The organism is Streptomyces sp. NP-1717 (assembly GCF_022695985.1).
Classification (GTDB): domain Bacteria; phylum Actinomycetota; class Actinomycetes; order Streptomycetales; family Streptomycetaceae; genus Streptomyces.
In genome coordinates this window covers 1-12950 of record NZ_JAAPBF010000039.1, presented here as the reverse complement: position 1 = coordinate 12950, position 12950 = coordinate 1, and the positions used below count along the sequence as shown (strand labels likewise).

At 69.6% G+C, this 12950-nt stretch carries 13 protein-coding genes; 5 read left to right on the top strand and 8 right to left on the bottom strand.

Annotated features, from left to right (window positions below; translation table 11 throughout):
• Nucleotides 1-158: 158 nt before the first annotated feature.
• Nucleotides 159-1502: an SGNH/GDSL hydrolase family protein gene (locus tag GXP76_RS11530; RefSeq protein ID WP_242571388.1), complete on the bottom strand. Its 1344-nt coding sequence runs from the start codon at nucleotides 1500-1502 to the stop codon at nucleotides 159-161.
• Between the two features lie 212 nt (nucleotides 1503-1714).
• Here GXP76_RS11530 and GXP76_RS11525 point away from each other — a divergent pair, with 212 nt between their 5' ends.
• The 3 genes from GXP76_RS11525 to GXP76_RS11515 all read left to right on the top strand — a co-directional run bounded on the left by GXP76_RS11525 (nucleotide 1715) and on the right by GXP76_RS11515 (nucleotide 5420).
• Nucleotides 1715-3367, top strand: a complete 1653-nt coding sequence (locus tag GXP76_RS11525) for a DUF445 domain-containing protein (RefSeq protein ID WP_374360630.1) — start codon at nucleotides 1715-1717, stop codon at nucleotides 3365-3367.
• 146 nt (nucleotides 3368-3513) lie between these two features.
• On the top strand, nucleotides 3514-4362 hold the full coding sequence (locus tag GXP76_RS11520) for an alpha/beta fold hydrolase (protein ID WP_242571387.1): 849 nt from the start codon (nucleotides 3514-3516) through the stop codon (nucleotides 4360-4362).
• Between the two features lie 77 nt (nucleotides 4363-4439).
• A complete protein-coding gene (locus tag GXP76_RS11515; protein ID WP_242571386.1) occupies nucleotides 4440-5420 on the top strand; it encodes a hypothetical protein in 981 nt (326 codons plus the stop codon).
• Between the two features lie 180 nt (nucleotides 5421-5600).
• Here the strand turns inward: GXP76_RS11515 and GXP76_RS11510 are convergent, their stop codons facing one another.
• From GXP76_RS11510 to GXP76_RS11490, 5 genes are all read right to left on the bottom strand, one after another.
• Entirely contained in the window at nucleotides 5601-6428 is an 828-nt protein-coding gene (locus GXP76_RS11510; RefSeq protein ID WP_242571385.1) for a M55 family metallopeptidase, read from the bottom strand.
• Between the two features lie 81 nt (nucleotides 6429-6509).
• Nucleotides 6510-6722: a hypothetical protein gene (locus GXP76_RS11505; RefSeq protein ID WP_242571384.1), complete on the bottom strand. Its 213-nt coding sequence runs from the start codon at nucleotides 6720-6722 to the stop codon at nucleotides 6510-6512.
• A gap of 4 nt (nucleotides 6723-6726) precedes the next feature.
• Complete coding sequence (locus GXP76_RS11500; RefSeq protein ID WP_242571383.1) at nucleotides 6727-7119, bottom strand: carboxymuconolactone decarboxylase family protein; 393 nt, start codon at nucleotides 7117-7119, stop codon at nucleotides 6727-6729.
• Nucleotides 7120-7232: 113 nt separating this feature from the next.
• Nucleotides 7233-7433: a DUF397 domain-containing protein gene (locus GXP76_RS11495; protein WP_242571382.1), complete on the bottom strand. Its 201-nt coding sequence runs from the start codon at nucleotides 7431-7433 to the stop codon at nucleotides 7233-7235.
• Nucleotides 7430-8278 carry a helix-turn-helix transcriptional regulator gene (locus tag GXP76_RS11490; RefSeq protein WP_242571381.1) on the bottom strand — a complete coding sequence of 283 codons (849 nt, stop codon included), beginning with the start codon at nucleotides 8276-8278 and terminating at the stop codon, nucleotides 7430-7432. Before GXP76_RS11490 ends, GXP76_RS11495 begins: the two co-directional genes overlap by 4 nt.
• A gap of 199 nt (nucleotides 8279-8477) precedes the next feature.
• Here GXP76_RS11490 and GXP76_RS11485 point away from each other — a divergent pair, with 199 nt between their 5' ends.
• Both GXP76_RS11485 and GXP76_RS11480 read left to right on the top strand, forming a co-directional pair.
• Entirely contained in the window at nucleotides 8478-9158 is a 681-nt protein-coding gene (locus GXP76_RS11485; protein ID WP_242571380.1) for an ATP-binding protein, read from the top strand.
• Nucleotides 9159-9314: 156 nt separating this feature from the next.
• The gene (locus GXP76_RS11480) at nucleotides 9315-10430 is read left to right on the top strand and encodes an MrcB family domain-containing protein (protein ID WP_242571379.1); all 1116 of its coding nucleotides are present in this window, start codon (nucleotides 9315-9317) and stop codon (nucleotides 10428-10430) included.
• 94 nt (nucleotides 10431-10524) lie between these two features.
• Here the strand turns inward: GXP76_RS11480 and GXP76_RS11475 are convergent, their stop codons facing one another.
• Together GXP76_RS11475 and GXP76_RS11470 are read right to left on the bottom strand one after the other, a co-directional pair.
• Nucleotides 10525-11523 (bottom strand): SEC-C domain-containing protein, encoded by a 999-nt coding sequence (locus tag GXP76_RS11475; RefSeq protein ID WP_242571378.1) that lies wholly within the window; start codon nucleotides 11521-11523, stop codon nucleotides 10525-10527.
• Nucleotides 11524-11612: 89 nt separating this feature from the next.
• A partial coding sequence (locus tag GXP76_RS11470; RefSeq protein ID WP_242571377.1) for an MFS transporter occupies nucleotides 11613-12950 on the bottom strand: 1338 nt, incomplete at its 5' end.

The window sequence follows — 12950 nt, the reverse complement described above, 5'->3', positions numbered from 1 at the left end:
CTCGCGAGGCCGCCCGCAGAGCGGGGCGGACCCGCGAGCCGGCTCGCGGACCTGAACGGACTTGCGAGCCGGTCTTCAGAGCTGGGCGCGGAGCCCGCTTCGGTGCCGGGCGGACTCGCGGCCCGGCACTCGGACCTGAGCGACCTCCTACCCCGTGGTCAGAGCTGCGCGGGCTCCTTGCCGACCAGGTCTCCGAGCTTCACGAAGCGCCCCATCGCCCGGTAGCCGGCGTCGCTCGGATGCAGACCGTCGCCGGAGTCGTACTCGGGCCGCAGCCGGTCGGGGGCGTACGGATCGCGCAGCAGCCGGTCGAAGTCGACCGTCCGGTCGAAGACCTCCCCTGACCTGATGGCGTCGTTGACCCGGTCCCGTACCGCTTCCAGTTCGTCGGTGTGGCGCGGGTTGCCGCCGAAGGGCGTGAGCGTCGATCCGACGACCCGCAGCCCCCGGGCGTGCGCCTGCCGGGTGAGGTTCTTCAGACCGGCCGTGATCCGGTCCGCGTCTCTCTCGTGCGGCCGGCGGATGATGTCGTTGATGCCCAGCTCGACGAAGACGGCCTCGGTGCCCGCCCTCTCCAGGACGTCGCGCCCGAAGCGGGAGACGCCGCTCGGGCCCTTGCCGTCGGCGAGGCTCTGCCGCAGCAGGCGGTTGCCGCTGATGCCCGCGTTGAGCACCCCCAGACCGCTGCCGCGCACCCGGTCCGCCAGCGTGTCGGTCCAGCGGCGGTCGGCCTCGTACGACGAGCCGATGCCGTCCGTGATCGAGTCACCGATGACGACGACGGAGCCGCGCGCCTGCCGGTTGAGCACGTCGACGGCGGTGAGGTAGCGCCAGACCGGGGCGCGCTCGATGTACGCGGTGCCGCTGACGTCCCCCGTACGGTCCCCCAGGGCCGTGTACGAGGTGCGCAGGGCGCGCGGGTGGTAGGTGACGGGGCCGCCGGGCGCGGGCGTGTAAACGGTCACCAACAGGTCCGTGTCGGGCGCCACCTGGAGCCGTACGGGATCACTGACGACGCGTCCGCCCGGCGGGACGACGACGGACGTCCTCTTACCGAAGGTGACCGGACGCATCGTGCCGGCGGCGGCCCCGGCGTCCTCCTTGTGCTGGGCGACCGCGACCGAGGCACGGCCGATGAGCAGGGCCTCTCGGCTGAAGAGGTTGGAGAGGGTGATGCGCGCGGCGGTGCCGCCGATGCTGGTGTGCACGACGTTGCGGATGGAGCGGCCGACGTGGCCCCTGGGCACGCCCGGCTCGATCCCGGCCGGCGCGGCGGCCCACGTCCCGACCCACGCGTCGGCGGACGCGGGCGCGACCGATCCCACCGGCGTACGGCCGCCCCCGCCCGCGCCGCTCCCGGACGCCGCGGCCTGGTCACTGCTGCCCTCGTCACGGCCCCCGCCGCCGCCCAGCGCGCCGACCCCGGCGAATATCGTGACGCACACCAGCGCCACGACCGCCAGAAGCCCCGCGAGCAGGGCGAATCCCCGTTGTCTGTTCATGTCCCCCGTGTCTCCCTCACCTACGTACAAAGGACATCATCCGGCATGACGCGGGAACTCGGGATGCGCCCCGGGAGTACCAGAGGTAGGGACAATGCGTACGGGTGGGCAAGGGCCCGCCGACGGGCCGGATCGGGGCCTGATCCGGGCAAGCGACGGCAGGGCCCGGCGGGACAGCGGCACGGCGGCACGTATGTGGATGGGTGGACTGAATGGAACGACGCGATCCGGCTGAACCGGACAGGTCGAGGGACACGGGGGCGGACGCGGACAGGGCGGCGTCCGATCGGCCGGTGACCGAGCGGTCCGCGCCCGGCGGGCCCGTGCCCGGGGCCGGTGCGGACGCGGCGGGCTCCGCTCGTACGGAGGTGGCCTCTTCCGGGCCCGCCCGCGCGGGCAGGTCGGCGACGGCCATCACCTCCCGTCCGGAGTCCGGGCAGGGCTCGGGCTCCTCCGGTACGGGAGCGGGCTCCGGGGCGCGGTCCGGTTCGGGCAACGGCAACGGCGGGGGCAACGGTGGCGACGGCTCGGGCCCCGTGTCCGACCCGGGCTCCGGGCCCGGCGGCTCCGGCCCCGGCAAGCGCTCACCGTTCTCCCCGCTCGGCTCCCTCGGCTTCACCGAGGCCGACGAGGAGAAGCGGCGCGGCGTCCGCCGTATGAAGACCACCGCGACCGGCCTGCTGGTGTTCGTCGCGGTCATCTACATCCTCGCCACCTGGGCCGAGAACTCGGGCATCACCGGCTGGCCCGGCTATGTCGCGGCGGCGGCCGAAGCCGGCATGGTCGGCGCGCTCGCCGACTGGTTCGCCGTCACGGCGCTGTTCCGCCACCCGCTCGGCCTGCCCATTCCGCACACCGCGATCATCCCGAACAAGAAGGACCAACTCGGCGCGTCGCTCGGCTCGTTCGTGGGGGAGAACTTCCTCTCCTCCGACGTCGTACGCACCCGGCTGCGCGGGCTGGGCATCGGCGGCCGTCTCGGCGCCTGGCTCGCCGAACCCGCCCACGCCGACCGCGTCACCGCCGAACTCGCCACGGCCCTGCGCGGCGCGCTGACCGTCCTGCGGGACAGCGACGTCCAGGCCGTCGTCGGCGAGGCGATCACCCGCCGCGCGGACGCCGCCGAGATCGCCCCCGGCATAGGGAAGATGCTGGCGCGCGTCGTCGACGACGGTGCCCACCACCGCGCCGTCGACCTCATCTGCGCCCGCGGGCACGACTGGCTGGTCGAGCACGGCGATTCGGTCATGGACGCGGTCCAGGGCGGCGCGCCGGGCTGGACGCCGCGCTTCGTCGACCGCAGGATCGGCGACCGCGTCTACAAGGAGTTGCTGCGCTTCGTCACGGAGATGCGCGACATGCCGACCCACCCGGCGCGCGGCGCGATCGACCGCTTCCTCCGGGACTTCGCCTCCGACCTCCAGTCGGACACGGAGACCCGGGCCCGCGTCGAACGCCTCAAGTCGGACCTGCTGGCCCGCCCCGAGGTGCAGGACATCATCGCGTCGGCGTGGTCCTCCGTACGCGCGATGATCATCGCCGCGGCCGAGGACGACCGCAGCGAACTGCGCCTGCGCGCCCGCGCCTCCCTCCTCTCGCTCGGCGCCCGCCTGGCGACGGACGGCAGGCTCCAGCGGAAGCTGGAGGGCTGGGTGGAGGACGCCGCGGACTACGTCGTGACGACGTACCGGGGTGAGATCACGTCACTGATCTCCGACACGGTCGCGAGCTGGGACGGCAAGCACACGTCCAAGAAGATCGAGGCCCACATCGGCCGCGACCTCCAGTTCATCCGCATCAACGGCACGGTCGTGGGCGCCCTGGCCGGCCTGCTGATCTACACGATCTCGCACGCGCTCAGCTAGCGACTGTCCCCCGGACAGGTCCTCGGCCGGACAGAGCTGGGTGTGTGAACCGGACCCGGTGTCCGGCCCACACACCCAGCAACCATGGGGGAGTGCTCTCTAGTACGCACAGTTGTACGGAGGCGTTCAGCGAAGGGGTGGACTTCTTGCCGAGAGCACGCCACACGACGATCACGACGGCCGACGGCACACGGCTGGCCTGCACGGAGTACGGACGGGAGCCCTCCGCGCGATCCGCCCAGCCCGCCGTCCCCGTCCTGCTGCTCCACGGCCTCGCGGGCCACACGGCGGAGTGGGACGTACTCGCGGGCCTGCTCGGCCCCGAGTACCGCCTCGTCGGTTACGACGCGCGGGGCCACGGCATGAGCGACCGCCTTCCCGGGGACGTCTCGCGCGCCGCGCACGTACGGGACGCCGTCGCCGTCATCGGACAACTGGCCCTGACCCGCCCCGTCCTGATCGGCCAGTCCCTCGGCGGGCTCACGGCCCTGCTCACGGCCGCCGCCCACCCGGATCTCGTCCGCGCGCTGGTCCTGGTGGAGGCCGGACCGAGGGGCCCCGCCCCCGAACTGCCCGGCAAGATCGGCACCTGGCTGGACTCGTGGCCGGTCCCGTTCGCCTCGGCCGACACGGCGGTGCGCTTCTTCGGCGGCGGCCCGGCGGGCCTCGCCTGGGCCGCGGGCCTTCAGGTCCGCCCCGACGGTCTGTATCCGCGTATCGACCGGGACGTGATGGTGGGCTGCGTGGCGGAGAGCGCCGTCCGCTCGTTCTGGGAGGAATGGGACCAGGTGCGCTGCCCCACGCTGGTGGTCCGGGGCGAGGCGGGCGCCATGCCGGCGTCGGAGGCCGACGAGATGCGCGTACGCCGCCCTGCCGGGACGCGGGTCGAGGCCGTCGCGGGGGCGGGCCATGACGTACACCTGGACAGCCCGGCGGAACTGCACGCGCTGATCGAGGAGTTCCTGCGCTGCGCACAGCCTGCGAACGGGCTTTGAACGCGCCCCACACCACACAAGGCAACAACATTCCGTGATTACCACTACACAGAGTCACGGATGGGCAGGCCTCGCCCATGTCGAAACCCACAACAGCGGACACCGCGGCCATCGACCGCCTCGCCCGCACACAGATGTGCCTGGCGACCTGCGGACAACTGCGCGCCACCGGCCTGGCCGCCAGCACGGCCGCCCGCCGCTGCGCGCCCGGCGGTCGCTGGCAGCGGCTGTTGCCGGGGGTCGTCCTGATACAGACGGGCAAGCCGGACGTCTGGCAACAGCTTCTGGCGGCCGTCCTGTTCGCGGCCAGGGGCGCGTCCGAGATGTCGGGCCGCACCGCCGTCCTGACGGGCGAGGCGGTCCTGGCCATCTACGGCGTACGGGGCGCCCGCGCCGACCGGGCCGACGTCCTGGTCGACGCCGGCCGCCGGCTCCGCGACCGCTCGTACGTCCGCCTCCACCCCACTCGCCGCTGGCCACCGACCCTCCGGGGCCAGGGCATCCCCTGCGTCCGGGCGGTCCGGGCGGCCTCCGACTTCGCCGCGCACGAGCCCTCGCCCGACCGCGTCCGCGCGCTCCTGGTGAGCACCGTCCAGAAAGGCCGCTGTCACCCGGACGACCTCCGCGCCGAACTCCACGCGTCCCACGCCCTGCGCAACCCCGCGGTCCGCGCGGTGCTGGACGACCTCCGCGTCGGCATCCGCTCCATCGCCGAGGGCGAGACCCGCGACACCCTCCTCGGCGCCGGTGTCCCCGACCCCCTCTGGAACCCCACCCTCCACACCCCGGCCGGCGCTTTCCTGGCCCGCCCGGACGCCTACTGGCCCTACGAGGGCGTCGCGCTGGAGGTCGACTCGGCGGAATACCACCTGGGCATCACGGAGTACCGCGCCACTCTCCGCCGCCGCCTCCTCCTGGAATCCCACGGCGTTTCGGTCCTGAGCGTGACCCCGTCCCTGGTCCGCGACCACCCACAGGAACTGATCTCCGCGGTCCTCACCAGACTCCACCTCGCCACCACGGGCCCGACCCGCCCAACGGTCGTAGTCCGCCGCTGAGTTGCCGTCCAGCACCGAGGATTCGCCCCGCACGGCCGCCACAACACCCCCGGTCGAGGCGGTCCGCGACGCCTTCGCCACACTCCGGGCCACGTTGACGACGACATCGGCACCCGCGACAAGATCAACCTCTGGATGCAGGACCACCCGGACGACTACAGCTGCCGCCATTCACGGGTTCTAGGCGGGCTTGATGCTCGCGAGTTGTACGAGGAGCAGGACCAGCCGGTAGGCGACGGCGAAGTCTTCGGCGGTGAAGGTGACCGTCCGGCCGCCCTCGGCACGTGAGACGCCCGGCACGAGTGTCGCCAGGTCGACCATGTAGGGGCCGTAGAGGTCGACCTCGACCTCAAGCGGTCCGGCAAGGGCGAACGGCGGCACCGCCGCCCGTCGTGTGACAGCTTCGGCGGCCCCCTGTCGCAGACGCTCCCGAGCTTCCTCGGGGTGCAGTGCCACGGCGGCGGCCTGGCCGAGGGCTTGTTTGACCGCGACGGTGGCAGCCTCGGGCACCAGCTCACTCAGCTCGGCACACGCGGCGTCATCACCACTGAGCAGTACGACCGGCACACCCAAGTGCCCTGCCATGGCGGCGTTGAGACCGATCTCCCCCAGGGAACTCCCGGCTACCCGAACGTCCAGGACGGCGTCGCTCATGGTGTGAGCCAGCACGGCTGGACCCTCGCCGGCACGGGCGTGGTAACCGACGAGCAACACCGCGTCCGTGTGCTCGTCGAGCCCGCCCAGCATGCCCAGGGGCCGTGGTTTTCCCCGAACCAGCCGAGCCCGCCGGTCGAGTTCCTCCGGCAGCAGGTTGCGGAAAGGCCCGTGAGCGTCGGCAACCCACACCTCGGCCGTGGGCTCGGCGTCCAGCACACCCGCGATCACGGCATTCGCCTCGGCCGTCATCAACGCACGGCCTCGCTCGTAGTCGTAGCGGTCCGGATTCGTCTCGGCGGAATGCACGATCCCCGAGATGCCCTCCATGTCTACAGAGATCAGCACCCTCATAACTCAGGGAGCGTATGCGCTTCGCGCCTCTGCCGACAGTGCACCGGAAACCGCGCGGTCGGCGGGACAGAGCGCCCGCGCTCAGGCACCGTCCACAGGGGACGGCGCTTCGCGCAGACGCACCGCCTGGGCGTCGTACTCATCGAGGATCTGACGAAGCTCCTCCAACGCTTCCGCAGGAATATCGGGTGACGCGGACTCGGCCACCAACCGGGCGGCCGACACCAGCGCGGCGAACTCGTACGCGTGAGCAGTCGCCCGTACGACACCCGGGCGGGCCCACTCAAGACGCATGACCTCAGACCTTCGCTGCCATGTAGTCCTTCATCTGCCCGAGTTCCTCCGCGAATTCGTCGTAGTTCTCACGGGTACCGTTGAGGTACACGCTCCAGCCGACGCTGTTCTTCGCGTAGTGGACAGCTTCCTGAATCTCCTCGTCGGTGGCCCCGAACATCTTCGCGGCCTCCGTGTGGAAGAGCAGGCAGTAGCGGCACTTCGTCTCCGAATGCAACGCTATCCCCATCAGTTCCTTGTATTTGTTCGGGATAAGCGTCTCGCCGAGCTCGATCCTCTTGAAGATCTCCCACTCGGCGTCCAGCATCTCGTCGGGGATCTTCGCCAGGAAATGCGGTACGAGACCGAGCGTCTCCTTGATCTCCGACTCAACCTCACTGCGGCTCCGTCCCGCCATGGCGATCACTCCTCTCAGCCATGGGAATGGATGTCTTCCCTTCAAGGCTAAATCGAGCCGCATACCACGGCGACCGCAGTCCCGCCTACTGGGAGCGCCGAAGGCAACCTGGGTTACACAAGGCGAGACGCACGCAACGCACCGACGAAGTCGGCCCACGCGCCGTGCTGGATCGCGATCCGAGGGCCTGCGGGCACCTTCGAATCACGTACGGCGGTTATTCCGGCAAGCTCAGCGACTTCGACGCACTCTCCGCCGGCGCCGTTGCTGTAGCTGCTCTTTCGCCACTGGGGTGTGGTGGGGGACGACGTCATGGGGAATGTTCCTCCAAGGCTGAACGGATCAATGCGGCTGATCGCTGAGGGCTCAGGGCAAGCGCCCTGAAGTGGTCGAAAGCTTTCGTGTAGATCCGTACGTCTGCTGGGAGTTCGAGGTACACGGAGTCTGTCAGACCCTCTCGATACACCACATCTGGATCCTCCTGCTCAGGAAAGCCAAGGACGGTGAAGGGGCCGGTGGTCGGGTACGCGCCCGCGTCGTACGGCAGGACCTGTACCGTCACGTTCCGTTGCTGCCCGATATCCAGCATACGTTCGAGCTGCCCTGCCATCACCTGTCTGCCGCCAATCACATGCATGAGGGCGCTCTGGTGAATCACAGCCCAGAAGTCGGGAGCCTTGCCGTCCGTCAGCAACTGCTGACGGCGCATCCGCACATCTACCAAGCGTGGAATCTCGTCATGGTCCTGGTCGGGCGTCACCCGGCTCAAGGCGGTGGCGTACTCAGGTGTCTGCAAAAGTCCGGGGATGAACTCACCCTGGTAGGTGTGCAGGTTGCTGGCGGCTTGTTCCAACCCCACGTACACCGAGAACCACGAGGGCACGGCATCACCGTGCGCGTGCCACCACCCCTTGGTCTTCGACTCCTTGGCGAGCCCCCTCAGCAACTCACGCAGTTCGTCCGACGTCCCGTAGAAGCGACACAGCGCGTCCACGTCCGACGGCTGCACCCGCCCCTGGCCCGTCTCCATGCGGTTGACCTTGGAACCGCTCCAGTCCAGTTCCTTGCCGACCTGATTGCAGGTCATCCCGCTCTCATCGCGCAACTTCCTCAGCTCGATCGCCAGGCGACGACGACGTGCGGTGGGTGATCCGGCCACTTCAACTCCTCAGGCGATAACGGGGGTTCCATCCCATCGGAAGCGGGCGCTCACGCCAATCACTCGTTAGAGCTAATCCCTTCGTGCACATTGCATGAAGGGATGCTCCGCTGTCATTCTGTCATGGCGAGTGACGGAAAGTCACGGCTGGCTCAAACGGGCGCGACGACGTGAGTCGCCCGGCGGGAGGAGCAGAGGCATGGCCATCTACCAGGAGAGTGGTTGCGTTCAGCGGCGACCGTGGGAAGTGCCGTTCACCGCCGAGCCGCGCGTGGTCGCCCGAGTGCGCAGGGCGATGCGGCTGCATCTCTCCCTCTGGCGTCTGTCGCACTTGGAGGACGTGGCTCTGATCTGCGTCTCGGAACTGGTGGCGAATGTGATCAACCACGTCGGCCCGGGAACCCCGGTCACCCTCGCGGTCTCAACGGACGGCGCTCACCTCCGCATTGAGCTGAGCGACCCGGACACGCGGGCGATGCCCACGCTTCTCGCTCCCACATCCGGCGCCGAGTCGGGGCGGGGTCTGATGATCCTCGACGCGGTGGCCGACCGTTGGGGCGTCATCTCTCGTGCCGACTCGAAGGTGGTGTGGTGTGAGTTGGCCACGGGACTGGAGGCGCATAACGAACACCCGAAGAATCCGCGCGTCGCACAAGCCGAGATGAGCATCGTCCGCCACGGCTCAGATCAGGACAGCGAGACGGAAGTGGCGACGCCGCTGTCGGCGGCAGTGGCCGAGAAAGCGGCGATCGACCTGATCGCCGACGTCCTCCACTGGCTCCGCGCCCAAGGCTGCGACCCTGACGAAACCCTGGATCGAGCTCAGATGCGCTTCGAAGCACAGCTCGAAGAAGCCGTCAGTGGCAAGACCCAATTTTGAGAGGGTGCCGATTCGGTGTGTCACGGTCCATCCAACGGCACTACGCCCGCCGGGAGCTGAGGATCGGGAGATCTTGAAAAGGGGTGAGTGGGGCTCGCGCGTTGTTCGTGTGACGAGCTCTGATCGGAACCGAGTGCCCCTGTCTATCCTCGACGCATGGGGATGTCAGGACTGCTGCGTGAGATCGCGAGTACGTACGATGCCAGCGCTGGGACGAAGCGGGATGTTGTAGGTCAAATCGTTCTGCGAGGAGTCGCGGAACGCACCGACTTGTCGTTGCCACCTTCACTCTTCGCCAAGGGGTACGGCGGACAGTCAAGTGCCGCCGCGACTCCTTGGATTGGTGTGTTCGATCCAGTGATTAACCGCGAGCCAGGTAAGGGACTGTATCTCGCTTATATCTTCAGTGCCGATCTCAAGACTGTCTCGCTCACGTTGCAGCAGGGCATCACACATCTGGAAGACCGTCTCGGTAGAGGGAAGGCGCGTCAGGATCATCTTCGGCGCCAGGCGGAACGACTTCGCCGGTCGGTAGCTAGGCAGAGGCGAGCCGGCTGGATTGATGAACCTACATTGCGACACCACGCGGATAGGCCCCGAGCCTATGAGGCGGCCAGTGTCATCGCGCGTAGCTATGACCTAGCCGAACTCCCCGACGATGGCGTCCTTAGCGGCGATTTGGCGCACGCCGCTGGGCTTCTCAAGCGGACTGCCGTCGCTCAGGAAGCGTGGTATTTCAGCGACGGGGATGGTGATCTTGAAGTGAACTTCGCGCCAGACGGCCATGGTGCGCAGGGTGAGGATCCTCTAGCCGGGTTCCACCCGAAGGATAGCTCGGACTACGTTGCCAATATCGTTGCCCGGCAGCAAGTCAAGAAACGACATCATGAGAAACTGATCGATTCATTCGGTCGTCACGCGGTTGCTCGCGGGTATACCCCAATTACCCGTTTGATGCACCCCAAGGATCTAGTGCTCCATCGCACGTCAGAGGGGCGAACTCCCAAGGTTGAGTGGCTTGTAGAGGCGAAGGTCGTGCGCGCGAACAACTCAACAGAGGCTGTTCGTCAAGTCGTCGGTCAACTCTTCGAGTACAGCCACTTTCTCTATCGTGAGCGCCAACTCAAAGAGCCCCATCTCATAGGGCTGTTCACTCAAGATATCGGCGCCTACTCGGGCTACCTGGAAAGTAAGGGGATCGCCTCTATCTGGCAATCGGACAGCGGATGGGACGGATCGCCATCCGCAGCCAGATGGGACATGACCGGATGACGCCCGAGTAGCTCCACACCCCGGCACCCTCCACCCCCGAAAGGTGGGTCGCGGTCAGTCGGCGAATGGAGGGTGTCGATCAAGAGGCGCGGTCTCAACCCACCCCGTGGCACTCCCTGTACGCCTCCCCCGACCCGCACCAGCACGCCGCGTTGCGGGCCGGGGGCCAGGAGGTGGCGCGGCCGCGGGCTGCCAGGGTGGTGGCGTACTGGGGGAGGAGGTTCGGGTCCGAGGGGGAAGCGCCCTCGGAGGCGGCGAAGGCCTCGTAGGAGGGGAGCGTGCCCGTCACGATGCCCAGGTTCGGGGTGCCCGTGGCGGCGAGTTCGCGCAGGGCCGACTCCAGTTGGGCGAGGTGCGCCTCGCGAGAGGGGTACTCGGTGCGGAGGTCCGGGTACGCCGTGAGGAGTTCGGTCAGTTCCGCGGCCGGCCAGTGCAGGACCGCGACCGGGAACGGCCGGGAGAGCGCCGAGCGGTACGAGCCCAACTCGGCGCGCAGGCGGGCGATCTCGGCCTGGAGTTCGGCCGGGTTGTCGGAGCCGAGGGCCCAGATGCGTTTGGGGTCGTGGAGTTCGTCGAGGGGGACGGTCGTCTTGTTCACCTGGTCGCCGAGGGCGTCCCAGTCGTCGTGCTCCAGCCCCAGCAGCCGGCGCAGGCGGTGGCGGCCGAGGAGGAGGGAGCCCGCGGAGTACGGGACCTCCTCGCCCGGGGTCAGGAGCAGGTTCAGGGCCGTGGTGTAGGAGTCGTGGGCCGCTTCGAGTTCGTCGTGGGCCTCCAGCGTCTCCGCCACGATCTCCCACGGTGCCGGCTCCAGCGGTTCGGCGATGCGCAGGCCCTCGATGATCGCGCGGGCCTCCGCCTCGTGGCCGTACTCCCACAGGTTCGCGGCCTTGAGCGCCTTCACCAGGTGGGGGTGGTCCGGGGCGCCGGTGAGGAGGTCGTCGTAGAGGCCGGTGGCGCGGTCGCGGGCGCCGGCCAGTTCGAGATGGGCCGCGGCCTGGAGCAGCAGGGGTTCGCGGTCTTCGGGGTACTGGGCAGCTGTGCGCAGGAGGCGCTCGGCTTCAGAAGTGTGGTCGGCAGGGATGTCGGGGCGCATGGTCCACACCGTACTGCTGTACGTCCCTCGGGGCGGAGGGTGTTCGAGACAGATACGGGGGTGGTCCCCGCCGTTGTGCGAGCGCTCGCTCAGCTCCGCGCCGACGTCCGGTCGCGCAGCGCCAGTACGAGTGCCGCCCCGAGCACCGTCACCCCCGCCGATACCAGGATCGCCAGGTCCGTGCCGTGCTCCGGGGTGTCCGCCGAGGTCGCCACCGCGATCATCAGGGCGACTCCGGCCGCCGAGCCGATGTAGCGGGCCGTGTTGTTCGCGCCCGAGCCCATCGCCGCGCGCTCCTGGGGGACGGACTCGACCGACAGGCGGGGAAGCGCGGCGTTCAGCAGGCCGCTGCCCACGCCCGCGACGAGGAGCCCCGGTACCAGCCGCTCCCACGACCCGGCGCCCACCGCGCCCAGCATCGACAGGGCGCCCGCCGCGTGCAGGGCGAAGCCCAGTACGAGCTGGTGGCGGGCGGCGACGCGGCCCGCGAGGCGGCGGGCCTGGAGGGCGACCAGGAAGGCCGTACCCGACCAGAGCACGAACAGCCAGGCCGCGCCCATCGGGGAGATGCCGAGCGTCCGCTGGAGCAGTGCGGGCAGGTAGCTGAACAGCCCGATCACCGCCAGCCCCGTGAACAGCGCGCCGGACGTCGCCGCCTGGAACGGCCGCCGGCCCACCAGCCGCGGATCGATCAGCGGGGCGTCGCCGCGGCGCTCCACGGCGGCGAAGACACCGGTCAGTACGGCGGCGGCCACCAGCAGCAGGACGACGGGTGTGCGCAGCCACCCGTCGCGCCCCAGCGTCAGGGCGCTGAGCAGCGCGGTCATGGCGAGGGAGAGTACGACCGCGCCCGCCAGGTCGGGGCGCCCGCCCCGTGGCGCGCGGGATTCGCCGAGCGTACGCAAGGCGGGGACCGCGATGACGAGCGCGGCGAGCGCGAGAGCGACGTACGGCGGCCGCCAGCCGTACGTGCCCAGCCCGCCGGCGAGCAGCGGTCCCGCGGCGATTCCCGCGCTGACGAACGCGCCCCAGACGCCGGTAGCCCTGATGCGGCCGGGGCCGGGCGGGAAGGCGTGCACGAGCAGTCCGAGGCTGCTGGCGATGATCGCGGCGCTGGAGGCGCCCTGGGCGATCCGGGCGAGCGTGAAGGTGAGCGTGGAGCCGGCGAGTGCGCCGAGTCCGGTGGTGAGCGCGAGGCCGAGGGTGCCCGCGAGGAAGAGCCGGCGGCGGCCGTAGTCGTCGGCGAGGCTGCCCGCGACGAGCAGCAGGGCGGCGAGGCCGAGCGGGGCGCCGTTGAGGAGCCAGGCCTGCGCCGATATCGCGGTGCCGAAGTCGGCGGTCAGATCCGGGAGCGTGAGCATCGGGACGGTGTAGTTCATCAGCGCGACGGTCGTGGCCGCGCTGGTGACCGCGAGGGTGGCCCCGGC

Coding starts and splice junctions, on each gene's coding strand:
- GXP76_RS11530 (WP_242571388.1), bottom strand. CDS start 1,502: ATGAACAGACAACGGGGATTCGCCCTGCTCGCGGGGCTTCTGGCGGTC.
- GXP76_RS11525 (WP_374360630.1), top strand. CDS start 1,715: ATGGAACGACGCGATCCGGCTGAACCGGACAGGTCGAGGGACACGGGG.
- GXP76_RS11515 (WP_242571386.1), top strand. CDS start 4,440: ATGTCGAAACCCACAACAGCGGACACCGCGGCCATCGACCGCCTCGCC.
- GXP76_RS11510 (WP_242571385.1), bottom strand. CDS start 6,428: ATGAGGGTGCTGATCTCTGTAGACATGGAGGGCATCTCGGGGATCGTG.
- GXP76_RS11505 (WP_242571384.1), bottom strand. CDS start 6,722: ATGCGTCTTGAGTGGGCCCGCCCGGGTGTCGTACGGGCGACTGCTCAC.
- GXP76_RS11500 (WP_242571383.1), bottom strand. CDS start 7,119: ATGGCGGGACGGAGCCGCAGTGAGGTTGAGTCGGAGATCAAGGAGACG.
- GXP76_RS11495 (WP_242571382.1), bottom strand. CDS start 7,433: ATGACGTCGTCCCCCACCACACCCCAGTGGCGAAAGAGCAGCTACAGC.
- GXP76_RS11485 (WP_242571380.1), top strand. CDS start 8,478: ATGGCCATCTACCAGGAGAGTGGTTGCGTTCAGCGGCGACCGTGGGAA.
- GXP76_RS11480 (WP_242571379.1), top strand. CDS start 9,315: ATGGGGATGTCAGGACTGCTGCGTGAGATCGCGAGTACGTACGATGCC.
- GXP76_RS11475 (WP_242571378.1), bottom strand. CDS start 11,523: ATGCGCCCCGACATCCCTGCCGACCACACTTCTGAAGCCGAGCGCCTC.